This is a genomic window from Caulobacter zeae, from assembly GCF_002858925.1.
In the GTDB taxonomy this organism is placed as follows: domain Bacteria; phylum Pseudomonadota; class Alphaproteobacteria; order Caulobacterales; family Caulobacteraceae; genus Caulobacter; species Caulobacter zeae.
Window position 1 is genome coordinate 1 of sequence record NZ_PJRS01000048.1, and the last position, 26,288, is coordinate 26,288.

The 26,288-nt window shown below is 68.8% G+C and carries 31 protein-coding genes; 28 read left to right on the top strand and 3 right to left on the bottom strand.

The genetic code is table 11. From position 1 onward, the window contains the following. The 20 genes from SGCZBJ_RS25815 to SGCZBJ_RS23200 all read left to right on the top strand — a co-directional run. Positions 1-208 (top strand): hypothetical protein (locus SGCZBJ_RS25815; RefSeq protein WP_205685467.1); only part of this gene is annotated, 208 nt, incomplete at its 5' end. 214 nt (positions 209-422) lie between these two features. Further along, entirely contained in the window at positions 423-1,253 is an 831-nt protein-coding gene (gene rpsB / locus SGCZBJ_RS23110; RefSeq protein ID WP_101720272.1) for a 30S ribosomal protein S2, read from the top strand. 109 nt (positions 1,254-1,362) lie between these two features. Further along, complete coding sequence (gene tsf, locus SGCZBJ_RS23115) at positions 1,363-2,304, top strand: translation elongation factor Ts (RefSeq protein ID WP_101720273.1); 942 nt, start codon at positions 1,363-1,365, stop codon at positions 2,302-2,304. A 202-nt stretch (positions 2,305-2,506) separates the two neighbouring features. Next, positions 2,507-3,238, top strand: a complete 732-nt coding sequence (pyrH, locus tag SGCZBJ_RS23120; protein WP_101720274.1) for a UMP kinase — start codon at positions 2,507-2,509, stop codon at positions 3,236-3,238. 27 nt (positions 3,239-3,265) lie between these two features. Next, positions 3,266-3,832 (top strand): ribosome recycling factor, encoded by a 567-nt coding sequence (gene frr / locus SGCZBJ_RS23125; RefSeq protein WP_101720275.1) that lies wholly within the window; start codon positions 3,266-3,268, stop codon positions 3,830-3,832. 65 nt (positions 3,833-3,897) lie between these two features. After that, a complete protein-coding gene (gene uppS / locus SGCZBJ_RS23130; RefSeq protein WP_101720276.1) occupies positions 3,898-4,674 on the top strand; it encodes a polyprenyl diphosphate synthase in 777 nt (258 codons plus the stop codon). Beyond that, entirely contained in the window at positions 4,652-5,500 is an 849-nt protein-coding gene (locus tag SGCZBJ_RS23135) for a phosphatidate cytidylyltransferase (protein WP_101720277.1), read from the top strand. Before uppS ends, SGCZBJ_RS23135 begins: the two co-directional genes overlap by 23 nt. Beyond that, positions 5,488-6,678: a 1-deoxy-D-xylulose-5-phosphate reductoisomerase gene (gene dxr / locus SGCZBJ_RS23140; RefSeq protein ID WP_101720278.1), complete on the top strand. Its 1,191-nt coding sequence runs from the start codon at positions 5,488-5,490 to the stop codon at positions 6,676-6,678. The genes SGCZBJ_RS23135 and dxr overlap by 13 nt, the downstream gene beginning before the upstream one ends. A gap of 31 nt (positions 6,679-6,709) precedes the next feature. After that, on the top strand, positions 6,710-7,906 hold the full coding sequence (locus tag SGCZBJ_RS23145; RefSeq protein ID WP_101720279.1) for a M50 family metallopeptidase: 1,197 nt from the start codon (positions 6,710-6,712) through the stop codon (positions 7,904-7,906). A gap of 17 nt (positions 7,907-7,923) precedes the next feature. Further along, a complete protein-coding gene (bamA, locus tag SGCZBJ_RS23150; protein WP_101720313.1) occupies positions 7,924-10,284 on the top strand; it encodes an outer membrane protein assembly factor BamA in 2,361 nt (786 codons plus the stop codon). A 22-nt stretch (positions 10,285-10,306) separates the two neighbouring features. Further along, on the top strand, positions 10,307-10,975 hold the full coding sequence (locus SGCZBJ_RS23155; protein ID WP_101720280.1) for an OmpH family outer membrane protein: 669 nt from the start codon (positions 10,307-10,309) through the stop codon (positions 10,973-10,975). Between the two features lie 136 nt (positions 10,976-11,111). Next, complete coding sequence (lpxD, locus tag SGCZBJ_RS23160; protein WP_101720281.1) at positions 11,112-12,137, top strand: UDP-3-O-(3-hydroxymyristoyl)glucosamine N-acyltransferase; 1,026 nt, start codon at positions 11,112-11,114, stop codon at positions 12,135-12,137. Further along, positions 12,134-12,610 carry a 3-hydroxyacyl-ACP dehydratase FabZ gene (gene fabZ, locus SGCZBJ_RS23165; protein WP_101712959.1) on the top strand — a complete coding sequence of 159 codons (477 nt, stop codon included), beginning with the start codon at positions 12,134-12,136 and terminating at the stop codon, positions 12,608-12,610. The genes lpxD and fabZ overlap by 4 nt, the downstream gene beginning before the upstream one ends. Continuing rightward, positions 12,607-13,401, top strand: coding sequence for an acyl-ACP--UDP-N-acetylglucosamine O-acyltransferase (gene lpxA, locus SGCZBJ_RS23170; RefSeq protein WP_101720282.1), 795 nt, complete (start codon positions 12,607-12,609; stop codon positions 13,399-13,401). Before fabZ ends, lpxA begins: the two co-directional genes overlap by 4 nt. A gap of 2 nt (positions 13,402-13,403) precedes the next feature. Beyond that, positions 13,404-14,237 carry a UDP-2,3-diacylglucosamine diphosphatase gene (gene lpxI / locus SGCZBJ_RS23175; protein WP_101720283.1) on the top strand — a complete coding sequence of 278 codons (834 nt, stop codon included), beginning with the start codon at positions 13,404-13,406 and terminating at the stop codon, positions 14,235-14,237. Beyond that, positions 14,237-15,421 (top strand): lipid-A-disaccharide synthase, encoded by a 1,185-nt coding sequence (gene lpxB / locus SGCZBJ_RS23180; protein WP_101720284.1) that lies wholly within the window; start codon positions 14,237-14,239, stop codon positions 15,419-15,421. The genes lpxI and lpxB overlap by 1 nt, the downstream gene beginning before the upstream one ends. Positions 15,422-15,491: 70 nt before the next feature. Next, positions 15,492-17,147 carry a flagellar hook-length control protein FliK gene (gene fliK / locus SGCZBJ_RS23185; protein ID WP_101720285.1) on the top strand — a complete coding sequence of 552 codons (1,656 nt, stop codon included), beginning with the start codon at positions 15,492-15,494 and terminating at the stop codon, positions 17,145-17,147. After that, complete coding sequence (locus SGCZBJ_RS23190) at positions 17,144-17,407, top strand: EscU/YscU/HrcU family type III secretion system export apparatus switch protein (RefSeq protein WP_101720286.1); 264 nt, start codon at positions 17,144-17,146, stop codon at positions 17,405-17,407. The genes fliK and SGCZBJ_RS23190 overlap by 4 nt, the downstream gene beginning before the upstream one ends. A gap of 79 nt (positions 17,408-17,486) precedes the next feature. Further along, positions 17,487-18,191 (top strand): glutathione S-transferase N-terminal domain-containing protein, encoded by a 705-nt coding sequence (locus SGCZBJ_RS23195; RefSeq protein WP_101720287.1) that lies wholly within the window; start codon positions 17,487-17,489, stop codon positions 18,189-18,191. 78 nt (positions 18,192-18,269) lie between these two features. Further along, positions 18,270-18,839 carry a 2'-5' RNA ligase family protein gene (locus SGCZBJ_RS23200; RefSeq protein WP_101720288.1) on the top strand — a complete coding sequence of 190 codons (570 nt, stop codon included), beginning with the start codon at positions 18,270-18,272 and terminating at the stop codon, positions 18,837-18,839. A gap of 1 nt (position 18,840) precedes the next feature. Here SGCZBJ_RS23200 and SGCZBJ_RS23205 read toward each other — a convergent pair whose 3' ends face one another. From SGCZBJ_RS23205 to SGCZBJ_RS23215, 3 genes are all read right to left on the bottom strand, one after another. Next, positions 18,841-19,035, bottom strand: a complete 195-nt coding sequence (locus tag SGCZBJ_RS23205) for a hypothetical protein (RefSeq protein ID WP_058346397.1) — start codon at positions 19,033-19,035, stop codon at positions 18,841-18,843. Positions 19,036-19,106: 71 nt separating this feature from the next. Continuing rightward, a complete protein-coding gene (locus SGCZBJ_RS23210) occupies positions 19,107-19,553 on the bottom strand; it encodes a YbaN family protein (RefSeq protein ID WP_101720289.1) in 447 nt (148 codons plus the stop codon). Beyond that, complete coding sequence (locus SGCZBJ_RS23215; RefSeq protein ID WP_101720290.1) at positions 19,531-20,130, bottom strand: biliverdin-producing heme oxygenase; 600 nt, start codon at positions 20,128-20,130, stop codon at positions 19,531-19,533. The genes SGCZBJ_RS23210 and SGCZBJ_RS23215 overlap by 23 nt, the downstream gene beginning before the upstream one ends. A gap of 130 nt (positions 20,131-20,260) precedes the next feature. Between SGCZBJ_RS23215 and SGCZBJ_RS23220 the strand changes: the two genes are divergently transcribed. The 8 genes from SGCZBJ_RS23220 (at position 20,261) to SGCZBJ_RS23255 (ending at position 26,265) form a co-directional block, all read left to right on the top strand. After that, a complete protein-coding gene (locus SGCZBJ_RS23220; RefSeq protein ID WP_101720291.1) occupies positions 20,261-20,608 on the top strand; it encodes an ArsC family reductase in 348 nt (115 codons plus the stop codon). Between the two features lie 122 nt (positions 20,609-20,730). Beyond that, a complete protein-coding gene (locus SGCZBJ_RS23225) occupies positions 20,731-21,402 on the top strand; it encodes an HAD hydrolase-like protein (protein WP_240621621.1) in 672 nt (223 codons plus the stop codon). Positions 21,403-21,517: 115 nt separating this feature from the next. Further along, positions 21,518-21,913 carry a DUF6249 domain-containing protein gene (locus tag SGCZBJ_RS23230; RefSeq protein WP_101720292.1) on the top strand — a complete coding sequence of 132 codons (396 nt, stop codon included), beginning with the start codon at positions 21,518-21,520 and terminating at the stop codon, positions 21,911-21,913. Between the two features lie 33 nt (positions 21,914-21,946). Next, the gene (locus SGCZBJ_RS23235) at positions 21,947-22,522 is read left to right on the top strand and encodes an RNA polymerase sigma factor (RefSeq protein WP_101720293.1); all 576 of its coding nucleotides are present in this window, start codon (positions 21,947-21,949) and stop codon (positions 22,520-22,522) included. Then, a complete protein-coding gene (locus SGCZBJ_RS23240) occupies positions 22,515-22,895 on the top strand; it encodes a hypothetical protein (protein WP_101720294.1) in 381 nt (126 codons plus the stop codon). Before SGCZBJ_RS23235 ends, SGCZBJ_RS23240 begins: the two co-directional genes overlap by 8 nt. Before the next feature lie 54 nt (positions 22,896-22,949). Beyond that, positions 22,950-23,777 (top strand): 3-methyl-2-oxobutanoate hydroxymethyltransferase, encoded by an 828-nt coding sequence (gene panB, locus SGCZBJ_RS23245; protein ID WP_101720295.1) that lies wholly within the window; start codon positions 22,950-22,952, stop codon positions 23,775-23,777. A 314-nt stretch (positions 23,778-24,091) separates the two neighbouring features. Next, positions 24,092-24,841, top strand: coding sequence for a tetratricopeptide repeat protein (locus SGCZBJ_RS23250; RefSeq protein WP_101720296.1), 750 nt, complete (start codon positions 24,092-24,094; stop codon positions 24,839-24,841). Positions 24,842-24,852: 11 nt separating this feature from the next. Beyond that, the gene (locus tag SGCZBJ_RS23255; protein ID WP_420808193.1) at positions 24,853-26,265 is read left to right on the top strand and encodes a PQQ-like beta-propeller repeat protein; all 1,413 of its coding nucleotides are present in this window, start codon (positions 24,853-24,855) and stop codon (positions 26,263-26,265) included. Positions 26,266-26,288 lie beyond the last annotated feature (23 nt).

Genomic DNA, 26,288 nt, shown 5'->3' on the forward strand with positions numbered 1-26,288 from the left:
GCGCGACGCCTTCCTCTTCAACTTCGTCGAGCTCTACAATCAGACCCGATTGCTATGCCTCGATCACAAGGCTCCCGCCGAACTCCTCGCCAAGCTCTCGGGACACAACACGAAGGCGGGGAAACTCGATGCGAAGCGATCTGGACTCCTCAATGTCGATCCGCTCCAGGCGGCCGGGGCGTCCCGCAAGGCCGGGACGTGCGCCTGACCGCGAATGTTCGGGAAGAACGGCCCCGGCGAGCCGTCCGCGTCGGGAAAGGCTTGCATTCTCCGCGTTTCACGACTATCTGCGCGCCATTCCACACGTGGACGTTCGGCAGCGTCGGGGAGACATCCCGTCGTCGCCGTTCCGGTCCCGCCTCCAGAATGGTCTGGAGCGGGGGTGTCCACGGAGGTTCAACCGGAAAAAGGATAAAGGCCCGATGGCTCTTCCCGAATTCTCCATGCGTCAGCTCCTGGAAGCCGGCGCCCACTTCGGTCACCAGACGCACCGCTGGAACCCGAAGATGGACCGCTACATCTTCGGTTCGCGCTCGAACATCCACATCATCGACCTGTCGCAGACCATCCCGCTGCTGCACCAAGCGCTGGTGAAGGTCCGTGAAGTCGCCGCCGCCGGCGGCCGCGTGCTGTTCGTCGGCACCAAGCGCCAGGCTTCGGATCCGGTCGCCACGGCCGCCAAGCGCTGCGCCCAGTACTACGTGAATCACCGCTGGCTCGGCGGCACCCTGACGAACTGGCGCACCGTCTCGGGCTCGATCGCTCGTCTGCGCGAGCTGGAAGGCATCATGGGCGGCGAAGGCGCCGGCCGTTCCAAGAAGGAACTGCTGCAGCTGACCCGCGAGCGCGACAAGCTGGAACTGTCGCTGGGCGGCATCAAGGACATGGGCGGCATCCCCGACATCATGTTCGTGATCGACACCAACAAGGAAGCGATCGCGATCCTTGAGGCCCGCAAGCTGAACATCCCGGTCGTCGCCATCCTCGACACCAACTGCGATCCGGACGGCATCACCTACCCGATCCCGGGTAACGACGACGCCGCCCGCGCCCTGCAGCTGTACTGCGACCTGATCGCCGACGCCGTCCTGGACGGCCTGGCCGCTGGTCAAGCCGCTTCGGGCGTGGACCTGGGCGCTTCGGTCGCTCCGATCGAGCCGGCTCTGGCCCGCGAACTGACCCCGGAAGCCGCTCCCGAAGCCGCCGCCGAGGAAGTTGCTGCTCCGGCCGCCGACGAATCGGCCGCCGGCTGATTTTTCTTCGGCCGCCGGCCTCCCTCCGGGGAGCGGCGGCCGTCGCGCTACCGACACGCGACCGGGCTATCAAGCCCGGTCGCTAAACGTTTGAATCTGGAGATTTTCCATGGCTGAGATCACGGCTGCGCTGGTCAAGGAACTGCGCGAAAAGTCCGGCGTCGGCATGATGGACTGCAAGAAGGCCCTGGCCGAGAACAACGGCGACATCGAGGCCTCCATCGACTGGCTGCGCGCCAAGGGCCTGTCCAAGGCCGCCAAGAAGGCCGATCGCGCCGCCGCCGAAGGCCTGGTGGCCATCGCCGTGTCGGAAAGCGGCGCGGGTGAAACCGCCACCGCCGTCGAAGTGAACGCCGAAACCGACTTCGTGTCGCGCAACGACCTGTTCCAGGTCGCCGCTCGTCAGATCGCCGGCGCCGCCCTGGGCACCGACGGTTCGATCGACGCCATCACCAGCGCCAAGCTGGCCGGCGGCGAGACCGTTCAGGACCACCTGACCAACCTGATCGCCACGATCGGCGAGAACATGATGGTCCGTCGCGCCGCCAAGCACAGCGTCGAGAACGGCGTCGTCGCCTCGTACGTCCACAACGCCACCGCGCCGGACCTCGGCCGCATCGGCGTGCTGGTCGCCCTCGAGTCGACCGCTGGCGACAAGGCCGCCCTGCGCGAACTGGGCCGCAAGATCGCCATGCACGTGGCCGCGACCGCTCCGCTGTCGCTGTCGCCGGAAGATCTGGACCCGGCCGCCATCGAGCGTGAGAAGGCCGTGTTCACCGAGCAGGCTCTGGAGTCGGGCAAGCCGGCTTCGGTCATCGAGAAGATGATCGAAGGCCGCATCCGCAAGTTCCTGGAAGAAGTCGTGCTGCTGAAGCAAGCCTTCGTCATGAACCCGGACCAGACCGTCGAGCAACTGGTGGCCGAAGCCGGCAAGACCCTCGGCGCGCCAATCACCGTGAAGGGCTTCACCCGTCTCGCCCTCGGCGAAGGCGTGGAAAAGAAGCAGGACGACTTCGCCGCCGAAGTCGCCTCGATGACCGGTCAGGCCTAAGGCTGATCAAGACAATGAAGGCGGCGGGCCCTGGGCTCGCCGCTTTCAAGGTCGATAAAGGAAGGGCGCGGCGCGGATCGAACGCGCGCCGCGCCCTTTTTTTGCGCTTGTACGGCGTCGCGCCGCCATGGCGCAAAACCGATCCCACTTTTGTGTAACGCGCACTATGGTGCGTGCCGACGACTCAGGAAGAGCCCGGTTCATGTCTGATCCCATCCCCGCCAAGCCCTATCGTCGCCTTCTGCTCAAGGTTTCCGGCGAAGTGCTGATGGGCGACACGCCCTACGGGATCGACACCAACACCGTTCAGTCCGTCGCCCTGGACATCGCCGAGATCGTCAAGTCCGGCGTCGAGCTGTGCCTGGTGATCGGCGGCGGCAACATCTTCCGCGGCATGGCCGGCGCGGCCAAGGGCATGGAGCGCTCCAGCGCCGACTACATGGGCATGTTGGCCACGGTGATGAACGCCCTGGCCATGCAGGACGCTCTCGAGCGCATCGGCGTCGAGACCCGCGTGCAGTCGGCCATTCCGATGGCCACCGTCTGCGAGCCCTATATCCGCCGCCGCGCCCAGCGCCATCTCGAGAAGGGCCGCGTGGTGATCTTCGCCGCCGGCACCGGCAACCCGTTCTTCACCACCGACACCGCCGCCGCCCTGCGCGCCGCCGAGATGCAGTGCGACGCCCTGTTCAAGGGCACCAGCGTCGACGGCGTCTACACCGCCGATCCCAAGAAGGATCCGACCGCCCAGCGCTACGACCGCCTGACCTACATGGACGTGCTGGCCAAGGACCTGCGCGTCATGGACGCCTCGGCGGTCGCGCTCATGCGCGACAGCAACATCCCGATCGTGGTGTTTTCGATCAAGGGGCGGGGCAACCTGCTCAGCGTGCTGCGTGGCGAAGGCACGCACACCGTCGTCGCGAACGCCTGATTTCATAAAGCGAAGAGAGCCCACGCCATGGCCGCCGCCGAAAAGCCCGTCCTTTCCCGCTACAAAGACCGCATGGACAAGGCCGTGCTCGCCCTGAAGGACGAGTTCGGCTCCCTGCGCACCGGCCGCGCCTCGGCCAGCCTGCTCGACCAGGTGATGGTCGAAGCCTACGGTTCGAGCACGCCGCTGAACGCCGTGGCTTCGGTCAGCGTGCCCGAGCCGCGCCAGATCAACGTCAGCGTCTGGGACCGCGGCGTCGTCGTCTCGGTCGAGAAGGCCATCCGCGCCTCGGGCCTGGGCCTGAACCCGGTCGTCGAAGGCCAGAACCTGCGTATCCCGATCCCGCCGCTGACCGAGGAGCGCCGCAAGGACCTCTCGAAGATCGCCGGCAAGTACGCCGAGCAGCAGAAGATCGCCGTGCGCAACATTCGTCGCGACGCCAACGACGACCTGAAGAAGGCCGAGAAGGACAACGCGGTCAACGAGGATGAGCGCAAGAAGATGGAAGCCGAGGTCCAGAAGCTGACCGACGAAGCCATCAAGCGCATCGACGAGGCCTTGAAAACCAAGGAACAAGAGATCATGCAGGTCTGATCGTCCTCTCTGGTCAGGCCCGACTAGCGGGCTCCTGGGGGATGAGAAGGGAAGGCTAAGAGCGCATGTCGCCGAAGACCGGCCTGCAGACCAAGACCGCGCGCCCCGGGGGCGAGGCCGGCGCGGGACTGCATGCGGCCATCATCATGGACGGCAACGGCCGGTGGGCCAAGCGTCGCGGCATGCCGCGCGCGCTGGGCCACCGGGCCGGCGTCAATGCGCTCAAGCGCACGGTCGAGGGCGCGCCCGCGGCCGGAGTCGGCGTGCTGACGGTGTTCGGCTTCTCGACCGAAAACTGGCGTCGTCCGGCGCAGGAAGTCTCCGAGCTGATGGGCCTGCTCAAGGCCTATGTCGAATCGGACCTCGATCGGCTCAGCCGTGAAGGCGTCCGCGTGCGGATCATCGGCCGGCGCACGGGCCTGTCGCCCGACGTGCTGGAAGTGATCGAGCGCGCCGAGCGCCGCACCGCCCATAATGACAGCTTCCTGCTGCAGGTGGCCTTCAACTATGGCGGCCAGGCCGATATCGCCGACGCCGCGCGCCGGTTCGCCGAGCGTGTGGAGCGGGGCGAGGCTAGGGCGGCCGACCTGGACGAGGCGACGTTCGGCTCGTTCCTTTCGACCTCGGCCGCGCCGGCCCCGGACCTGATCGTGCGCACCAGCGGCGAGCACCGGATCTCGAACTTCCTGCTTTGGGAATGCGCCTACGCCGAACTGGTGTTCCAGGACGTGCTGTGGCCCGACTACGGCCCCGAGCACCTGGCCGCCGCCGTCGCGGAATATCGTAGCCGTGACCGGCGCTATGGAGGCATTGCGGCCGATGACGTCGCCGTCGCCGGCTAAGCGCTTCAACTGGAGCAATCTTGGGACGCGCGTGGCTTCGGCCACGGTGCTCGTGCCCACGGTCGTGGCCGCCGTCTGGTTCGGCGGCGTGTGGTTCCTGCTGCTTCTGGCCGTATGCACCGCGCTCCTGGCGCGCGAGTGGGGCATGATGAGCGCGCCCAAGGCCCCGGTCGGCGTCGCCGTCGCCGTCGGCGTGGCGGTGTTGATCTCGCTCGTCGCGGCGTTCCGCGGCCACTACATCCTCACCTGGCCCCTGGCGGCCGCCGGCGCGTTCGCTGCGGCCCTGCTGGCCCGCGGCGCGGTGGAGCGCCGGGCCGACGCGGCCTATGGCGTCATCTATATCGCGCCGGCCTGCATCACGCTGCTGTGGCTGCGCCTCAGCCCGGCTGGCCTGTCATGGACGCTGCTGCTGTTCGCGGTGACCTGGTTCGCCGACATCTTCGCCTACGTCACCGGCAGCATCTTCAAGGGCCCCAAGCTGTGGCCCCGGTTCTCGCCCAACAAGACCTGGTCGGGCTTCTTCGGCGGCCTGCTGGCCGCGGCCCTGGCGGCGATCGGCGTCGACCTGCTGGCCGAGGCCCTGCCGCGCCTGCCCGACATGGACCTGACCTGGCCCGTGGCCGCCGTGATCGGCTTCCTCGGCGGGCTGGCCACCATGACCGGCGACCTTTGGGAATCGATGCTCAAGCGCCGTTTCGGCGTGAAGGATTCCGGCGACCTGATCCCCGGCCATGGCGGCCTGCTCGACCGGGTCGACGGCCTGATGTTCGCCGCCATCGTCGTGGCCGCCGTGCGCCTGTTCGACCAGTGGGGATGGCTGCCTTGACCACACGTAAGGTGGTGGTGCTGGGTTCGACCGGCTCCATCGGCGTTTCCACCCTTGATCTCTTCGAGCAGTCCAAGGTCCCGGTCGAGATCCTGGCCCTGGCGGCCGGCCGCAATGTCGAGCGCCTGGCGCAGCAGGCGCTGCGCTGGCGGCCGAAGCTGGCGGTGATCGAGGACGAGGCCCTGCTGGGCGACCTGCGCGAGCGCCTGGCTGGTTCCGGCGTCGAGGCCGCGGCCGGTCCGGCCGCCGTCGCCGAAGCGGCGGCCATGGGCGCCGACTGGGTGATGTCGGCCATTGTCGGCGCGGCGGGCCTTGCCCCGACGCTTGCGGCGGCCCGCACGGGCGCCGTGGTGGCCCTGGCCAACAAGGAAAGCCTGGTCTGCGCCGGCCCCGAACTGCTGCGCATCTCGCGTGCTGCGGGCGGGACGGTGATCCCCGTCGATTCCGAGCATTCGGCGATCTTCCAGGTGTTGCAGCCGGCCTGCCTGGACCGCGTCGCGCGCCTGATCCTCACGGCCTCGGGCGGTCCGTTCCGCACCTGGACCCGCGAGCAGATGGCCCTGGCCACGCCCGAGCAGGCCATCGCCCATCCCAACTGGTCGATGGGCGCCAAGATCTCGGTCGATTCCGCGTCGATGATGAACAAGGGGCTCGAGATGATCGAGGCCTCCTACCTGTTCGACACCCCGGAAGACCGCATCGGCGTCGTCATCCACCCGCAATCGGTGATTCACAGCCTTGTGGAATACACCGACGGCTCGACCCTGGCGCAGCTGGGCCCGCCCGACATGCGCAGCCCGATTTCCTATGCCTATTCCTGGCCCGAGCGCCTGGCCTGGCCGGCTAAGCCCCTGGATCTTGGGGCCTATGGCCAGCTGACCTTCGAGGATCCGGACCTTGCGCGCTTCCCGCTGCTGGGCGTCGCGCGCGAGGCCCTGCGCCTGGGCGGCGGGGCGCCGACGGCGATGAACGCGGCGAATGAAGTCGCCGTCGCGGCTTTCCTTGACCGACAGATCGGCTTTCTCGATATTGCCGCGTCGGTTGAGGGGACGCTGGAACGCATGAACGGGGTAGGGGACCTCGCCGTAACGGCAGGTGACGTTCTTGATACAGCCGTCATGATCGACGGTTCCGCTCGCCGTATTGCGGCCGAGGTTGTCGCTCACAAGCGGCATTAGGAAGTGACCGGGGAGCTCTGATTCCAAGCCGATGATCGGTCTTCTGATCGCGATCGTGTCCATGGTCATCGTGCTGTCCGTCGTCGTGACGGTGCACGAACTGGGACATTATTGGGCCGCGCGGGCCTGCGGGGTGGCGATCGATCGCTTCTCCATCGGCTTTGGCGCGCCCCTGGTTTCCTGGCGTGACAAGCGCGGCGTGGAATGGCGGATCGCCGCGATCCCGCTGGGCGGCTACGTGCGCTTCGCCGGCGACGAGAACGCCGCCAGCGTGCCCGACCAGAACGACCTGGACGCGATGAAGCGCGAGATCGCCGATCGCGAAGGCGCCGCGGCGCTCAAGCAGTATTTCCATTTCAAGCCGGTCTGGCAGAGGGCGATCATCGCCGCCGCCGGTCCGATCGCCAATTTCATCCTGGCCATCCTGGTCTTCGCGGTGATGCAGGTGGCCATCGGCGACCTGAAGACCCAGGTCATCGTGCAGGGCGTAGAGCCCAAGAGCGCCGCCGCCGCCGCTGGCTTCAAGCCCGCCGACGTGATCGTGAAGATGGATGGCAAGGCCGTCGAAAGCTATCGCGACGTCGCCGCCTATGTGAGCCTGCGCGCCAAGCTGCCCGTGCAGTTCACGGTGCAGCGCGCCCAGCAGACGCTCGAGCTCACCGCCACGCCGACGCTGGTCGAGCAGAAGGACGAGATCGCCGGTCGCGTGAAGGTCGGCCGTCTGGGCGTGGCGCTCGGCGGTCGCGGCTATTTCGAACGGTCCTCGGTCTGGATGGCGATCCCGCGCGCCACGGTGCAGGTCTGGGACATGCTCAAGACCATCGGCTTCTATCTCGGGCGCCTGGTGACCGGCCAGCTGCCGGCCGACCAGATCAGCGGCATCATCGGAATCGGCAAGACCGCCGGCGCGGTGACCCAGGCCAGCGTCGAGGGCGCGCCCGACCTGAAGACCATGATCATCCGCACGGTCGCCAGCCAGGCCATCCTGATCGCCAGCCTGTCGGTCAGCATCGGCTTCATGAACCTGCTGCCGATCCCGGTTCTGGATGGCGGGCACCTGCTGCTCTACGCCTATGAGGCCGTCTTCCGGCGACCTCTGCGGGCCGACTTCCAGGCCGCCGGGTTCCGCGCCGGCCTTGCCCTGATCCTTTGTTTCATGCTGTTCGCGGCGTGGAACGACCTCAACCGCTACGACGTGTTCAAATTCATCGGCGGCCTGTTCACGTGAACGATCGCCGCCCGTCCATGATTGGTCCCATGAGCAAAATTCGCGCCCATAGCGCCGCGTTCGCCACCGGCGTTGCGCTTCTCTTCGGCTCCACCGCCCTGATCGCGCCGCAGACGGCGTTCGCCCAGGCCCAGGCCTCGGGCGTGGTCCAGCGCATCGTCGTGCAGGGCAACGAGCGGATCGAAGCGGGCACCGTGCTCTCTTATCTGCCGATCCAGCCTGGCGAGACGGTCGATCCGGCCCGCCTCGACCTGGCGCTGAAGACCCTCGGTCGCACCGACCTGTTCGCCGACGTCTCGATCGAGCTGGTGGGCGGCGACCTGGTGGTCAAGGTCGTCGAGAACCCGATCATCAACCAGGTGGTCTTCGAAGGGAATTCGGCCCTCAAGGAAGATAAGCTGAAGGACGAGGTGCAGATCCGTCCGCGCGGCATCTTCACCCGCGCCAAGGTGCAGGCCGACGTCCAGCGCATCATCGAGCTCTATCGTCGTTCGGGCCGCATCTCGGCGACCGTGACGCCCAAGGTTGTCGAACTGCCGCAGAAGCGCGTCGACCTGGTGTTCGAGATCAACGAAGGCCCCAAGAGCGGCGTCCTGGGCGTCAACTTCCTGGGCAACAAGGAGTTCTCGGACAACGAGCTCTCCGACGTCATCGTCACCAAGGAGTCGCACTGGTACAAGTTCCTGACCAGCAACGACAACTACGACCCTGACCGGATCGAGTACGATCGCGAACAGCTGCGCAAGTACTACCGCAACCGCGGCTTCTTCGACTTCCGCGTCGTGGCCACCACGGCCGAGCTGGCCACCGACAAGAACGGCTTTGCGGTCACCTACACGATCGACGAAGGCCCCAAGTACAAGTTCGGCAAGGTCACCGTCGAAACCGAGCTGAAGAAGCTGGACGGCAACCTGCTGGCCCAGATCCTGCCGATCAAGACCGGCCAGATCTACGAAGACGAGCGCATCGAGCAGGCCACCGACGCCCTGACCTTCGCGGCGGGCGCCGCGGGCTTCGCCTTCGTGGACGTGCGTCCGCGCTACGTGCCCAACCGCGAGACCCAGACGGTCGACGTCGTGTTCTCGGTGCGTGAAGGTCCGCGCGTCTATGTCGATCGCATCGACATCGTCGGCAACACCGCCACGCTCGACTATGTCCTGCGCCGCGAAATGGAAGTCGCCGAGGGCGACGCCTACAACCGCGTGCTGGTCGACCGGTCGCGCAACAACATGCGCCGTCTGGGCTTCTTCAAGGACGTGACCATCGAGGAAGTGCCCGGCGCCGCGCCGGACCGCACCAACCTGCGGGTCAAGGTCGAAGAGCAGCCGACGGGCGAACTGTCGTTCAGCGCGGGCTACAGCTCGGTCGACCAACTGGTGCTGGACGTCGGCGTCACCCAGCGCAACTTCCGTGGCCGCGGCCAGAACCTGCGCGCCCGCGTGTCGGTGGGCTCGCTGCGCCAGCAGGTCGACTTCGCGTTCACCGAGCCGCGCTTCCTGGGCCGTAATTTGGCCGCGGGCGTGAACCTCTATTCGTATCGATATGACCTCAGCGAGTTCGCGGCCTACGACACCAAGTCGTTGGGCGGCGGCTTCACCATGGGCTTCGGCTTGACGCAAAACACCTCGATGAGCCTGCGGTACACCCTGCGCCGGGACGAGGTGGACGTGGCCGACAGCTACTGCGCCAACGGCAGCGTCTCGACGATCCTCTGCCTGCAGCGCGGCGCCTACATGACCTCGCTGGTCGGCTATGGCCTGCGCCTGGACAAGCGGAACGACCCGCTGCGTCCGACCCGCGGCTTCTTCGCCGACCTGAACCAGGACCTCGCCGGCTTCGGCGGCGACGTGAACTACCTCAAGACCGAGGTCGACGGCGGCTGGTACTGGGGCTTCAACAAGGACTTCGTGTTCAGCGCCACCGGTTCGGCGGGCTACATCGAAGGCTGGGGCGGCGACAGCGTTCGCATCAACGACCGCTTCTACAAGGGCGGCCAGACGTTCCGCGGCTTCGAGACGGCGGGTATCGGCCCGCGCGACACCGCCAGCGACAACAGCGCCCTGGGCGCCAAGCTGTACGCGATCGGTTCGCTGGAGCTGACCATCCCGACCTTCCTGCCCGAGCAGTACGGCATCAAGGCCGCGCTGTTCTCCGACTTCGGCACCGCCGGCCAGCTGGACGACGTTGACCGCCAGGTTTCGCCCGGCCAGTTCAGCACCACGATCAAGGACAACCTTGGTCTGCGCGCTTCGGCTGGCGTCAGCATCGACTGGAAGTCGCCGATGGGACCGATCCGGTTCGACATCAGCCGCATCCTGGCGAAGGAAGACTACGACCGGACGGAAACCTTCCGTTTCTCCACCTCCACTCGTTTCTAATCTCCACAAGGCTTTAGACGACATGTCCTCCAAGTTCTTCGCCGCCGCCGCTTCGGGCCTGGCCGCGTTCGCCGTGGCCTCGGGCGCCTTCGCTCAAGCCGCCGCCCCGCTCGCCAAGGCTCCGGCCGCTCCGGCCGCCCCGGCGGTCACCCACGGCGCGCCGATCGCCAGCCTGTGCGTGTTCTCGGCCGGCGGCGTGCGCGGCGGGTCGCAGACCGGCAAGGCGCTCGACGCCCGCATCAAGGCCCTGCAGACCACCGCCGAGCAGCCGCTATCGGCCCGCGAAAAGGCCCTGCAGACCAAGATCGACGCGTTCAACGCCGCCGCCAAGACCCCGGCCCCGGACATCAACGCCCGCGAAAAGCAAAAGGCAGACCTGGAGCTGGAGCAGAGCGCCCTGCAGCGCGACGTCGCCCACATGCAGATGGAGCTTTTCGCCACCAACGAAACCGCCCAGCAGTCCTACGCGACCGAACTGCAGCCGGCCGTGATCTCGGCCTACCAGTCCAAGCAGTGCGGCGTGCTGCTTGAGCGTAGCGCCGTGGCCATCTTCAACCCGGCCATGGACATCACCCCGCAGATCGTCGCCGCCCTGGACGCCCGCGGCAAGGCCGGCACGTTCCAGGCCCTGGAGCGCACCAAGCTGACGCCGCAGCAAGCCGCCCAGCTGGCCGCCCAGCTGCAGCGCTAAGCACTGGGAGCGCCCGCTCGGCCTTTGCGGCCGGGCGGGCGCTTTCCGTTACGGCATTGACTCGGGGCGGCTTTCGGCCGCCTACACTTCGTCCGTATCGGGCGATTCCCGGGACGGCCGTCGTCGAGAGGTTTGCATGCCGGACCCCCGTTTTTTCGAGACCCTGGGTCCGGTTTCCGTGTCCGTCCTGGCCAAGGCCGGAGGCGCGGAACTGGCCGATCCCGGCCTGGGCGAGCGCCTGATCGCCACCGTCGCGCCGCTGGACGGCGCGGGACCTGACGCCGTCTCCTTTCTTTCCGATCCCCGTCGCGCCAAGAACCTTTCCGCCTGCAAGGCGGGGGCGATCTTCATGCGTCCTCAGCATCGCGAGTTCGCGCCGGAAGGCTGCGCCGTGCTGCTGACTTCGCATCCGCAGGCCGCCTGGGCGGCCGCGACGGCGCTGCTGTATGCGCCGCGCCGCCACGACGCCGGCGCGCCCGCCGTGCACCCCTCCGCCGTTCTGGAGGAGGGCGTGCGCCTTTCGCCCGGCGTGGTGATCGGGCAGGACGTCCGCATCGGCCGCGGCACGACGATCAGTCCCGGGGCCGTCATCGGCCCGGGCGTCGCCATCGGCCGTGATTGTTTCGTGGGCGCCAACGTCGTCGTCGGCTTCGCGCTGATCGGCGATCGCGTCAGCCTGCACGCCGGCTCGGTGATCGGCGAGGCCGGCTTTGGCGCCGCGCCCGGCGCCAGGGGCGTGGTCGACCTTCCGCAGCTGGGCCGCGTGGTGCTTCAGGACGGGGTTACGCTCGGCGCCAACAGCTGCATCGACCGCGGCGCCTTTGACGACACCACGGTCGGCGAAAACACCAAGATCGACAATCTGGTCCACGTCGCACACAACGTGCAGCTGGGCCGTAACTGCGTGCTCGCGGCCTATACCGGGCTGTCGGGCACCACCGTCGTCGGCGACGGCGTCGCCTTCGGCGGCAAGGCCGGCGTCGCCGACCACTTGACGATCGGCCCCGGCGCCAGCATCGGGGCGTCCGCCTCGGTGTTCAAGGACGTGCCGGCGGGCGAGACATGGACAGGGTTTCCCGCGCGACCGATCAAACGGTGGCTGCGAGAAACCGCATGGCTGTCGCGCAGCGCGCGCAGCCGGGGGATGAAAGACGAGGCATGAGCCAGACCGAAACCGCGGCCCCGCAGACCGACATCGACATCGCCGAGATCCTCGCCCGGATCCCGCACCGCTACCCGTTCCTGCTGGTCGACCGGGCCGAAGCCTACGAGCCGCACAAGTCGATCGTCGGCATCAAGTGCGTGACGGTTAACGAGCCGTTCTTCCAGGGCCACTTCCCGGGCAATCCGGTGATGCCGGGCGTGCTGATCATCGAGGCCCTGGCCCAGACGGGCGCGGTGCTGATGAGCAAGTCGCTGGAAGTCGACACCGCCGGCAAGACGATCTTCTTCATGTCGGTCGACAACGCCCGCTTCCGCAACCCCGTGCGCCCGGGCGACGTCCTGCGCATGGAGGTCGAGGTCCTGCGCGCGCGTTCCAGCATCTTCAAGTTCAAGGGCGTGGCCAAGATCGGCGACAAGGTCGCCGCCGAGGTCGAGTTCGCCGCCATGGTCGTGGAGACCCCGACGAAATGACCAAAGTCCATCCGACCGCCATCGTCGACGCCGCCGCCAAGCTGGGTGAAGACGTCGAGATCGGGCCGTTCTGCATCGTCGGCCCGGACGTGACCCTGGAGGCGCGCGTGCGCCTGCTGTCGCACGTGGTGGTCGATGGCGTCACCACCATCGGCGAGGACACCGTCGTCCACGCCTTCTCGGCGCTGGGCGGTCCGCCGCAGCACCTGGGCTACAAGGGCGAGCGCACACAGCTGGTCATCGGCCCGCGCAACACGATCCGCGAGCAGGTGACGATGAACACCGGCACGGCCTCGGGTCGTGGCGTGACCACGATCGGCGCCGACGGCTTCTTCATGGCCGAGGCCCACGTGGCCCACGACTGCACGGTCGGCGACAACGTGGTGCTGGCCAAGGGCGCGACCCTGGGCGGCCATGTCGACGTCGGCAACTTCGTGTTCGTCGGCGGCCTGGCGGCCATCCACCAGTTCTCGCGCGTCGGCCGCTACAGCTTCATCGGCGGCCTGGCGGCTGTGACCAAGGACGTCATCCCCTATGGTTCGGTGTGGGGCAACCACGCCCACCTGGAGGGGCTGAACCTCGTCGGCCTCAAGCGCCGGGGCTTCTCGCGCGAGACCATCAACGCGCTGCGCGCGGCTTACCGCCTGATGTTCGCCGATGAAGGCACCTTCCAGGAACGCCTGGACGACGTGGTCGAGACCTATTCGGCCACGCCCGAGGTGATGGAGATCGTCGACTTCATCCGCGCCGACGGCAATCGCCCGCTGTGCCTGCCCGAGCGCGAGGTCTGATCTTGCGCAAGCTTGGACTGATCGCCGGCGGCGGGGCTCTTCCCATCGAACTGGCGGCGCACTGCGAGCGCGCCGGTCGGCCGTTCTCGGTGATGCGGGTCAGGGGCTTCGCCGATCCGTCGCTGGAGCAGTATCCCGGCGCCGAGGTCGGCATCGCCGAGTTCGGCAAGGCCTTCAAGGCGCTAAAGGACGAGGGCTGCGAGGCCGTCTGCTTCGCCGGCGTCGTCGATCGCCCCGACTTCTCGGCCCTGATCCCCGACTTCCGGGGCGTGAAGGTGCTGCCCGGCCTGATCAAGGCCGCGCGCGAGGGCGACGACGCCCTCCTGCGTCGCGTGCTGACCGAGTTCGAGAAGGAAGGCTTTATCGTCGAGGGCGCCCACGAGGTGCGCGGCGAGATGACCCTGCCGGCGGGCCCGCTGGGCCGCTACGCGCCGCGCGAACAGCACGGCGCCGACATCGACCGCGCCCTGACCGTGGCCCGCGCCATCGGCGGGCTGGACGTGGGGCAGGGGGCCGTGGTCTGCGACGGCCTCGTTCTGGCCGTCGAGGCGCAGGAAGGCACCGACGCCATGCTGCGCCGGGTCGCCGACCTGCCGCAGGCCGTGCGCGGTTGCCCCGAGGCGCCCAAGGGCGTTCTGGCCAAGGCGCCCAAGCCGATCCAGGAAACCAAGGTCGACCTGCCCACCATCGGCGTGGCCACCATCCAGCGCGCCGCGCGCGCCGGCCTGGCCGGCGTGGTCGGCGAAGCCGGCCGCCTGCTGATCGTCGACCGCGACCAGGTGATCGCCTGTGCCGACGACCTGGGCCTCTTCGTCTACGGCGTCGAGCCGCGCTGATGTCTTCCTCCCGGCCGCTGACGGTCATGCTGATCGCGGCCGAGGCCTCGGGAGACAATCTCGGCGCGGGCCTGGCCAAGGTCTTGCGGACGCGGCTGGGCGACCAGGTGCGCTTCGTCGGCCTGGGCGGGGCGCGGATGGCGGCCGAGGGGGTACAGAGCCCCTTCGACATCTCCGAACTGTCGATTCTGGGCCTGTTCGAGGGCCTGAAAGCCTATCCGCGCGTCGTGCGCCGCCTGAAGGACGTCGAGGCCCTGGCCGCGCGCGAGAAGCCCGACGTGGCCGTGCTCATCGATTCCTGGGGGTTCAATATCCGCCTCGCCAAGCGCTTGCGGGCGCTGGATCCCTCGATGGCGCTGGTCAAGTACGTCGCGCCCCAGGTCTGGGCCTCGCGTCCGGGGCGGGCCAAGGTCCTGGCCCGGGCCGTCGACCTGCTGCTGGCCACCCAGCCGATGGACAAGGCGTTCTTCGACGCCGAGGGCCTGCCCAGCGTCTTCGTCGGCAACCCGGCCCTGGCGCGCGACTTCAGCGGCGCCGACGCGGCCCGGGCCCGGGCCGCGATCGGGGCCGGTCCCGACGATCCGATCCTCGCCGTCCTGCCGGGCAGCCGGCCGTCCGAGATCGAGCGCGTGCTGCCGGCCTTCGAGGACGCCGTGCGCATCCTCAAGGCCGACCGCCCCGGCCTGCACGTCGTCGTGCCCGCCGCCCAGACCGTGGCGACGGCGGTCAAGGCGCGCGTCGCCGGCTGGCCGTTCCGCGCCCATGTGATCGAGGACGACCAGGCCAAGGACGACGCCATGAAGGCCGCCACGGTCGGCCTGGCCTGTAGCGGCACGGTGACGCTCGAGCTGGCCCTGGCTGGCGTTCCCATGGTGGTCGGCTACAAGATCGGCGCGATCACCTATGCGTTGCTCAAGCGCCTGATGACGCCGCGCTGGGTGACGCTGTTCAACATCGCCGCCGACAAGGAAGTGGCGCCCGAACTGTTGCAGCACGACTGCACGGGCGAGCGCCTGGCCGCGGCGCTGGCAGAGCGGCTCGACGATCCGGTCCTGCGCCGGCGGCAGGTGGCCGAGCAGTATGCGGCGCTCGAGCGCCTGGGGCGCGGCATGCCCGATCCGGCCGAGGCGGCGGCCGACGCCATGCTCTCGTTCCTGGAAAAGCGAAGCGCCAAAACGGCTTAAGACCCGCTTCACGCCTGTGGATTAATCTTGCGGCAACCTTGTGCGCCTCGCGCCGCCGTGGAGCCCGCCTGTGTCGGTCCTGCCGATTGGAGCCGTCGTCCCGAACCTCGCCTCGGTGCAGCCGACGGCGACGATCGCGCCCGCCGGTCCGCAGGGCGGCCAGACCGGGCAGTCCGGTCTGCCGCCGCCGGCCATGCTGGCGCAGATGGCCATGGCCGAGGCGACCGAGGCGTTGGGCAAGATCGTCGCCCAGCCCGGCGCCGCGCCGCAAACCCCCGACACTGTCGAGAGCCTGCTGAAGGGCGGGGCTACGGGTCAGGCGCGCGAGATCCTGCTCGCGAGCTCGACCGTTCAGGCCAGGGTGGTTTCCGACATGGTCGGTCGCGCCGCGCCGGCCCAGGGCGGCATGGCCCCGCTGCTGGCCGACCTTGAGCGCGTCTCGACCTCATCCCAGGCGCCAGTCCTGGTGCGCCAGGCCGCCGCCAACATGCTGGCCCTGCGATCGCCCATCGACGGGGCGGTGACCGCCGGCGAAATCCGCCAGGCCTTCGGTCGCTCGGGCCTGTTCATGGAAAGCCGTCTGGCCGAAGAGGCGCCCGCGCCGGGCGCCGCGCCGCTTGCCGCCAAGGACCTGAAGGCGGCCATGCTGGTGCTGCGGGCCGCCGTGGCCAGCTGGAGCGCCCAGACCGGTCCGGCGGCGCCGGCGGCTGCATCAACGCCGTCGACGCCCTCGCAGACCGCTGGGGCGGCTCCGCAACAGGTTCCGATGCAGCAGGGGGCGGTTTCGGCCCCGCTGGTCCAGCAGGCTTCGCCTCAACTCGCCGCGTCGATTGCGGCTCCGCTTCCAACCACGACCCAGGCGCCGCCGCCGCCGCTGGCCGCCGCCGCACCCGAAGTCGAAGCGCCGCCGCCCGCCGCGGCCGCGCCAGTCCCGATGGACGACGCAGGGCCCGAGTCGCCGGTCGCCCGCTTCCTGGCCGCCGTGGCGCCGCCGCCGGCGCCGCGACAGGCGGCCCAGCCCGCTGCGGCGCTGCTGGTCCTGGCGCAGGAAGCCGCCGCTGGTTTCGAGGAAGCCCCGGTCGTCCGCCAACCGGCCACGACCCTGGTTCCGCTCGTCCCACCGCCTGGCAAGGGGCCGCCGCCGCCGTTCGCGGGCGGGCCCGTGGTCGCACAGCCGGCGGCTGCCTCCACCCTGGCGCCCGACGCTCATCCGGCCCTGGTCGCCCAGCAGCTCTCGAAGGGCGTCGACGCCGCTCTGGCGCGTCAGGAACTTCTGCAGGCCGCCTCGCTGCCCGAGCGCGCCGACGTCGCGCGCCCAGCCGACAGCCGCCTGGTCGACGACAAGCCTGGCCCGCGCTGGGTGTTCGACGTGCCCTTCGCCACGCCGCAGGGCTCGGCCGTGGCGCAGTTCGAGATCAGCCGCGACGGCGGCGGAGGCGGGGCTGCCGGCGGCGTCGCCGAGGCCCGCACCTGGAAGGTTCGCTTCTCGCTCGACGTCGAGCCCATGGGCCGCATCGACGCCCAGCTGGCCCTGACCGGCGAGCGGGCCCGCGTCTCCCTCTGGGCCGAGCGTCCCGAAGCCATGGCCCGCCTGCGCGGCGGCGAGGAGATGCTGAACGCCGCCCTGCGCGAAGCCGCCCTGGAGCCTGAGGTGGCCTTCCACGCTGCCGCGCCGCCGCCTGCGCCGCTGGCCGCGCCCGGCCGCTTCCTGGACCAGGCCACATGACCCGCGTCTCCGGCCCCCGCATCGCCGTCGCCCTGCGCTACGACGAGCCGAACGCTCCGCGCGTAGTCGCCAGCGGCCGTGGCTGGGTGGGCGACAAGATCGTCGAGACTGCCCGCGAGCACGGCGTGCCGCTGGAGGAGAACCCGGCGCTGGCCCAGGCCCTGTCGACCATCCCGATGGAGGAGGAGATTCCCGAGGCGCTCTACGTCGCCGTCGCCGAGATCCTGGGCTTCATCCTGCGCTCGGCCAATCGTAACTGACACCAAGAAAGTTACGGTAGGGGGCTGGGTCTCGCCAGCGCGGCGCCTATATCGGCCTGGACCCCTTCCAGGAGCTTCCATGACCGACCTCTCGGCCTTCCCGATCGCCAGCCGCTGGCCCGCCGCTCATCCCGACCGCATCCAGCTCTATTCGCTGCCCACGCCCAACGGCGTGAAGGTGTCGATCATGCTGGAAGAGGTGGGCCTGCCGTACGAGCCCCACCTGATCGATATCGGCAAGAACGAGACTTGGACCCCGGAATTCCTCAGCCTCAACCCCAACGGCAAGATCCCGGCGATCATCGATCCTAATGGTCCCGGTGGAAAGCCGTTCGGCCTGTTCGAGAGCGGCGCGATCCTGGTCTACCTGGCCGAGAAGACCGGCAAGCTGCTGCCTGCCGATCCGGCCGCGCGCTACGAGACCCTGCAGTGGGTGTTCTTCCAGATGGCCGCCGTCGGCCCGATGTTCGGCCAGCTGGGCTTCTTCCACAAGTTCGCCGGCCGCGAGTACGAGGACAAGCGTCCGCTGGAGCGCTATCGCGCCGAGAGCCAGCGCCTGCTGGGCGTGCTGGAGACCCGCCTGGAGGGCCGCGACTGGCTGATGGGCGACGAATACACCATCGCCGATGTCGCCACCCTGGGCTGGGTGCGCAACCTCGTCGGCTTCTACGAGGCGGCCGACCTCGTCGACTTCAAGAGCCTGAAGAACGTGCCGGCCTGGCTGGAGCGGGGTCTGGCCCGTCCGGCCGTGCAGTGCGGCCTGAACATCCCGGCGCGCAGCTGATCCTGCAACGGAGCGGGCGGCGACAGCCGCTCGCTCCGGCGCCATAAGCAGGCCACCTCTCATCGGCGGTCGATTCTGATGTCGCTCTTTCCCGAACTCGACGGTCCGCCGTCCGACCGCCTGTTCTTCGGGATCTTCCCTGAGGCTCCCGTGGCCGAGGCCATCGCCGGTCGGGCTCGTGACCTGAAGGGGCGCCTGGGCCTTTCGGGCGCGCCGCTGACGCCCGACCGGTTCCATGTCACCCTGCACCATATCGGCGACTATGCCGGCCTGCCGCGCGGCATCGTCGCCCAGGCGCTGGAAGCCGGCGAGGCGGCGGGCGCCGCCGCGCCGTTCGAAGTAAGCTTCGACAAGGCCGCCAGCTTCAATAACCGCGGCAACAACCCGTTCGTCCTACAGGGCGGGGAGGGGCTTTCCAGCCTTCATGCCTTCCAGAAGACCCTGGGCCTTTCGATGGCGCACGCAGGCCTGGGCAAGCAGGTGGCCAAGCAGTTCAATCCGCACGTGACGCTGCTCTACGACCGCGCCCTGGCGCCCGAGGCAGCGGTCGAGCCCGTGTCCTGGACCGTATCGGAGTTCGTGCTGATCCACAGCCTGCTGGGCCAGACCCGCCACATCGTGCTCGGGCGCTGGCCCCTTAAAGGGTGATCTAGCGATCCTGCACGTTGCCCGAATGGGTCGTGTTCTGGCGCAGGTTCCCGTGCCGGCCCTGTTCGGACAGGTTGACGTCCGCGTTGCCGGGATCGGGCGATTGGAGGCCCTCGCGGCTGGCGTGGCCCTCGATGTCAGGCTTCTGGCCCTTGAAGGCGCGCTGTTCGGGCGGGATGGGCGGGGCCTTGGACATGGTTTCCTCCTTCTGTCTGTCGGAGGAAAACCGTTGGGACGGCGGGGCCGTTCCTAGCGCCAAGCTCGCTGTCAGGCCGCCGGCGGCGCCGGTCGCGAGACCACGAAGGCCGCGCAACCCGCCATGATCGCGCCGACCAGCAGGCCCAGCCACAGCTTGGGCCGGGCGGCGAGCAGGAACACGGCCATGCCGCCGGCCATGCCCAGGCAGGCGAACACCTTGGCCTTGCGCGGGATCGCGCCATTGGCTCGCCAGGCGCGGACCGAGGGGCCGAAGCGTGGGTGGTTGAGCAGCCAGGCCTCGAGTTTCGGCGAGGAGCGCCCAAAGCAGCCGGCGGCCAGGATCAGGAAGATCGTCGTGGGCATCAGCGGCAGGAAGGCGCCGATGATCCCGAGCGCAGTGAACGCCAGGCCCGCGATCAGGTAGCCGGTCCGCACGCCTCGCGAGGTCGGCAGAGCCGGCGCCTCCGGGGCGTCCAGTTCCAGGGCCGGCGGTTCAGCCGAAGGCGGCGTCGACATAGGCCTGTACCCGTGAGAAGGCGGCTTGCGCGCCCGCGATGGCGCGCGCTTCGCCCGCTTCGTCCAGTCCGGCCGCGTCGAGGGCGGCGGTGAACTGCCGCCAATGGGCGGCGCGACCGTCAGGATGGCCCGCAAGGTGGCGCGCGCCGAGGTTTTCGTCGAGCCCCAGCTTGGCCGCGGCCTTGAACAGGAAGGCTGCGCCCAGGTTCGAGCCCTCGGCCACGTAGAGCCAGCCCAGGGCGGTGGCGAGGTCGGGCTCGCTGTCGGCCGTGAAGGCCGGCGGCGGCAGGTCGGCCAGGGCGGGAAGGCCAAGGTCCGCCCGGTCGGCGGCGATCTGCGCCAGGCGCCGGCGACCGTCGAGGTCGGGCAGGCGCTGGGCCAGTTCCGGACGCTGGTAGAGGCCGTCGATGTCCCGGTGGAACCGATACTGCACCTCGAGGAAACGCCCGTAGCGCTCGCGGTCGGCGAAGGGGCGGCCGGCCATGATGCTTTTGTCGAGCCGATCGTGGGTCGCCTCCGTTCCGGCCTTCAGCCGCTTGGCGAGGGACGGGGCTTGGGCGAGAGCGAGATCGGTCATGGGGCTAATGTTGTCCTGTCGCGAGTGAGACGCAACTGCTCCAGGTCAAATCCGGACCGCGTCCGATGTGAAAATGCTAATCGGATGGGGAAGGGGCCGACTCGCGGCCGAAAGTTCTGGAGCGCGCCCGGTGACGGTGACGATCTACGGCATCAAGGCCTGCGACACGATGAAGAAGGCCCGCACCTGGCTCGACGAGCACGGCGTGGCCTATGCCTTCCATGACTACAAGACCTCGGGCGCGGTTCGCGCCGACGTCGAGCGCTGGGTCGAGGCGCTGGGCTGGGAGACGGTGCTCAACCGCGCCGGCACGACCTTCCGCAAGCTGCCCGACGCCGACAAGACCGGGATCGACGCCAAGAAGGCCGTCGAGCTGATGCTGGCCCAGCCTTCGATGATCAAGCGGCCGATGCTGGACGTCGACGGCAAGTTGCTGGCGGGCTTCAAACCCGATCAGTATACGGCCATTCTCGCCTGACGAGCGCACGCCGCTTGCGCGATTGACGCGAGTTGGCGAACTTTGGGGCGACAAGCGCCGCGTCCAGCGGCTAAGTCTAGGGGAAACAGCCGGTTCGTCCGGCGGCAGGGCATTGAGTGGGCGTGACTTCGGGGCTTCCCTACGATCTGGCGATCTTTGATTTCGACGGCACGCTGGCCGACAGCGGCGCCGTGGTGCTGAAGCTCGTCAACCCGATGGCCAGGATGTACGGCTTCAAGAGCGTCACCGACGAGGAAGTCGAGATGCTGCGCGGCCGCCCCAATCGCGAGATCATCAAGTATCTGGGCGTATCGGCCTGGAAGATCCCGATCATCGCCGCCCACGGCAAGAAGCTGATGGCCGCCGAGATCGGTTCGATCGGGCTGTTCCCGGGCGTTCCGGACATGCTGAAGGCCCTGTCGGCAGGCGGCGTGCGCCTGGCCGTGGTCAGCTCCAACAGCGAGGCGACGATTCGCACCGTGCTGGGGCCGGACCTGGCCAAGCTGATCGACTATTACGGCTGCGGCGCTTCGCTGTTCGGCAAGGCCAAGAAGTTCACCAAGGTCATCAAGACCGCCCGGGTGAAGCCGGGCCGGGTGATCTCGATCGGCGACGAGACCCGCGACATCGACGCGGCCAACGCGCTGGGGCTGGCGTCCGGCGCGGTGACCTGGGGCTATGCGACCCGCCAGCTGCTGGTCGACCACGCGCCGACCGTGCTGCTTGATGCGATGGACGACATCGTCTCGCGCCTGACCCTGCGCGCCGACGCGCCGGCCGTCGCCACGGCCTGATCCGCCTTACGAAAGTTTCATCTCGGCGGGCGCCTCCAAACGGCGCCGTCAAAGTCTCTTCCCTGTACGAGACGAAAGCGACAGGCTCTCGTCGGACTTTCGAGGGGAACGAGTCATGGAAGACATTCTGGTCCCGCTGGGCTTTTTCGCGATGATCGCCGCCATCGTGTTGGTGCCCACGTGGCTGAAGGCCCGCAACAAGCAGGAAATGCAGGCCACGGTCCGCACCGCGATCGAGAAGGGGCAGGCCCTGCCGCCCGAACTGGTCGACGCGATGACCAAGGACATCAAGCCGCCGAAGGAATCGTCGTCGGTGCGCGACATCCGCGCCGGCGTGATCCTGATCGCCATCGGCGCCGGCCTGGCCGTCATGGGCCTGATCCTGGGCCAGCGTCACGACGAGGCCTTCCACCCGCTGCTCGGCGCGGCCGCCATCCCCGCCCTGATCGGTATCGCCTACGTGGTTCTCAGCTTCTTCAACCCCAACAAGGGTTACCGGCCGGACGCCTGACGCAGGCGCTTGGGGGACGAGGGGACTTTCATCATGGGCATCGAACGCCCACCCACCACCGGTCACGACGTCGAGCTGGCGGCCCTGGCCGCCACCGGCGATCGCCGGGCCTACGGGGAGCTCGTGCGCAGGCACGGCTCGTCCGTGCGGGGCCTGCTGCGTCGCCTGGGGGCGGACCCGGCCACCGCCGACGACGTCGCCCAGGACGCGTTCCTGGTCGGCTTCGAGCAGATCGCCGACTATCGCGGCGAGGGGGCCTTCGGCGGCTGGATCAAGAAGACCGCCGCGCGGCTCTATCTGCGCAAGGTCAAGCGCGACGCACGCCTGATCTTCTCGGACGCCGCGCCGGAGGAAGCGCCGCCGCCTGTCTCGGGCGACACGCCGGGCGATCGGCTCGATCTCGACGAGGCGCTGAAGGGGCTTTCGCGCGGCGAGCGCCTGTGCGTTTCGCTCTGCTACGGCGCGGATTGGTCACATGCGGAGGCTGCTGAGGCCTTGAACATCCCGATCGGCACGGTCAAATCCCATGTCAAACGTGGTCTGGATAAACTCAGGGCCAAGCTGGCCCCGAACGCGGACGTTTCGGCGCGGAGGGAAGGTCATGGTTGATCGCGACTTCGATGCGCAGCTCTCACGGCTGTTCGCCGACCCGCCGGCGTTGCCCGACGCCGAGGCCTTCCACGCGCGGGTCGAGCGCCGACTGGATCGGGGCTGGGCGCTGCGTCGCCTGGCGATCGGGGCGGCCGGCGGCGTCGCCGGGCTGATCGCGGTCGGGCAACTGATCGCCAGCCGTTTCGCCACCGACCTGCGGGCCGCGTCCAGCGAGGGGGTGTCGACGGTGGATCTGGGCGTCGACAAGGTCATGGACCAGGTGAATCAGTTCGTCGCCACGCCGGCCAGCGTAGAAACCCTTTGGCTCGGCGCCGCTCTTGCGGCTATCGCTCTGGCCTTCGCCGTCACCCGACTGGTCGAAGAGTTCTAATCCGGAGGCGGCCCCGCCGCGCTCCGGGCGTCCGCAATAGAGCCGGAGCGAAGCTTGTCCGCCCATCGCCAGGAGACGGTCCGCCGTCTCGCCGCCCCCGATATCGCCGCCCGGAAGGGCGGCGTTCCGATCGTTTGCCTCACCGCCTACACCGCCCCGGTGGCCGCCGCTCTCGACGACGCCTGCGACGTCCTGCTGGTCGGCGACTCGCTGGGCATGGTCGTGCACGGCCTGCCCAACACCGTCGGCGTGACCATGGAAATGATGATCCTGCACGGCCAGGCGGTCATGCGCGGCTCCAGGAAAGCCATGGTCGTGGTCGACATGCCGTTCGGCTCTTACGAGGGCGCGCCCGAAGAAGCCTACGCCAATGCCGTCCGCATCATGAAGGAAACGGGCGCCCAGGCGGTGAAGGTCGAGAGCGGTCCCACCGTGCCCGACACCATCCGCTATCTCGTCGATCGTGGCGTGCCCGTGATGGGCCACGTGGGCCTGCGTCCGCAGGCCGTGCTGGTCGACGGCGGCTTCAAGGCCAAGGGCCGCGACGAGGAGGGCCGCCAGAAGATCCTGGCCGAGGCCCGCGCCACCGCCGACGCCGGCGCCTTCGCCGTGGTCATCGAGGGGGTCGCCGAGGCCCTGGCCCGCGAGATTACCGAAGCCATCGCCCCGCCGACCATCGGCATCGGCGCCTCGGCCGGCTGCGACGGCCAGGTGCTGGTCAGCGACGACATGCTGGGCCTGTTCGACTGGACCCCCAAGTTCGTCCGCCGCTATGCCGACTTGAAGGGCGCGATCGAGAAGGCTGCCGCCGACTACGCCCGCGACGTCCAGGACCGCAGTTTCCCGGGCCCGGCCGAGACGTATTACGCCAAGAAGGATTGACGTTGAGGAACCTCCCCCCGTGGGGGAGGCGGCCGAAGGCCGGTGGGGGGAGGTTTTCAGCTTTTGCTGCGCCGGCCGGTCTGGCGACAACGCCCCCCACCGATCGCTTCGCGATCGCCTCCCCCACAGGGGGAGGTTCCTCTCCCTTCCAAACCAGGGTTCCCCGCCGTTGCGGCGGCGGCGGACACGCTATAGGTTCGCCGCCTGCGTCGCGGCCAGGGCCTCGACTCCTGATGTTTCAACCTTGCGTCGTCCGGAACTGTCCGGGCAGCGACGCCCCCGGCGCCGCCGGCGCCCGTACTGGAGCCTCGTTCGTGGTCGATGTGTTTGACGAGGTCGAAGAGCAGCTTCGCTCCGACCGCTACAAGACCTTCGCGCTGAAGTCGCTGCCCGTCCTGGGCGCGGTCGCGGCGGTCGCGGTTCTGGGCGTGGGCGGCTGGTGGGGCTGGACCGCCTACGAGAGCAGCCGCGCCAACAAGGCCTCCGAAGCCGTGCAGGCCACCCTCGAAGCCTACGAGAAGGAAGGGCCCGCCAAGGCCTTCACCGAGTTCGAAAAGCTGTCGAAGGAAGGCAACGCCGGCTACCGCACGCTGGCCTTCATGCAGATGGGCGGCATCCGCCTGGACGAGGGCAAGACCAAGGAAGCTGTCGGTTATTTCGACGAAGCGGCCAAGATTGCTCCCGATCCTGTCATGGGTGACATAGCGCGCCTCAAATCCGCCTTCGCGCGCATGGACACGGCTCCTTATCAGGAGATCGAGTCGAGGCTGACCCCGTTGACCGGCGAGAAGAGCCCTTACCGCGTGCAGGCCAAGGAAGCCCTGGCGTTCGCCAAGCTCCAGGCCGGCAAGACGGCCGAGGCGCGCGGCGATTTCGTCGTGCTCTCGCTGCTGTCGGACGGTTCGGACGACACCCGCCAGCGCGCCCAGGCCGCGATCCAGATGATCGATTCCGGCTCGGCCAAGGCCCTGCCGGCCGCCGTCAAGGCCGCGGCCGCGCTGCCGCCGCCGATCCAACTCGCGCCCGGCCAGCTGCCGCCGGGCCTGCAACCCCAAGCTCAATGAGCCGCCGACCCATGACTCTGAAGCGTTCCCTGCTGCTCGCCGCGATGATGTCGGCCGCGGTGTCGGTGACCGGTTGCTCGACGGTGTCGAAGCTCAACCCCTTCGGCAAGGACGACAAGAACAAGGCCACCGCCAGCCAAGGCCAGCGGATCTCGGTCATCGCCTTCGACCAGAAGGTCGAGGCGGCCGACGGCCTGAAGGGCGTCGACTTCTTCCTGCCCGAACCGCAAGCCCAGGCCGACTGGCGCCTGCCGGGCGGCAGCCCCGAGCAATCGGTCGAGCACGTCGCCGCCGGCAAGGACTTCGAGATCGCCTGGCGCAAGGGCTTTGGCCAGAAGGCCAACCGCACCTTCCACATCACCGCCAACCCCGTTTCGGCCGAGGGCAAGATCTTCGTGCTCGACGGCGAGGCCAAGGTCTCGGCGCTCGACGCGGTCACCGGCGAGACGCTGTGGCGCAAGGACCTGCGCCCGGCTCGCCAGCCGGGCAAGCGCGGCTTCCTCGGGATCGGCGGCCGCAAGGACGACACCCGCGGCTTCGGCGGCGGCGTGGCCTATGCCGACGGCAAGCTCTATGTCTCGTCGGGCTTCCGCTTCGTGGCCCAGCTCGACGCGGCCACCGGCAAGGAAAACTGGCGCCAGGCGACCAGCACGCCGGTCCACGCCGCGCCGACCGTGGCCGACGGCCGCGTCTTCGTGGTCTCGACCGACAACGAACTGCTGACCTTCTCGGCCGCCGACGGCGCGCCGGGCTGGACCTATCAGGCCCTGATCGAGCCGGCCCGCATCCTGGGTGGTTCGAGCCCGGCGATCAGCGGCGACACCGTCGTCGCCGGCTTCGCCTCGGGTGAACTGGTGGCTCTGCGCACCGGCAACGGCAACGACCTGTGGAGCGAGGCCCTCAGCCGCGCCAGCCGCACCAACGCCCTGTCGGAAATCCGCGACATCGCCGGCCGTCCGGTGATCTACAAGGGCGACGTCTACGCCGTCAGCCACTCGGGCGTGTTCTCGGCCACCGACCTGCGCACCGGCCAGGCCCGCTGGACCCTGCCGGTCACTGCCATCACCACGCCCTGGCCCGCCGGCGACGTGGTCTATGTGGTCGACAAGGCCGGCCAGGTGATCTGCGCCTCGCGCGACGGCGGCCAGGTCCACTGGATCCGCGACCTGAACGAGACCGACAAGCTCTCCAAGAAGCAGAAGAAGAAGCTGTCCAAGCGTCCGCGCATCTGGTCCAGCCCGATCCTGGCTTCCGGCCGCCTGATCACGGTGTCCAGCTACGGCGAGGCCGTGGCCCTGAACCCCAAGACCGGCGCCACGGAAAAGACCCTGAAGATCGGCGCGCCGGTGCTGCTGGCCCCGATCGCCGTGGGCGACAAGATCTACGTCACCACCGACGACGCCGATCTGATCGCCATCCGTTGATCCGATCCGGGGTCCTTTGCGGC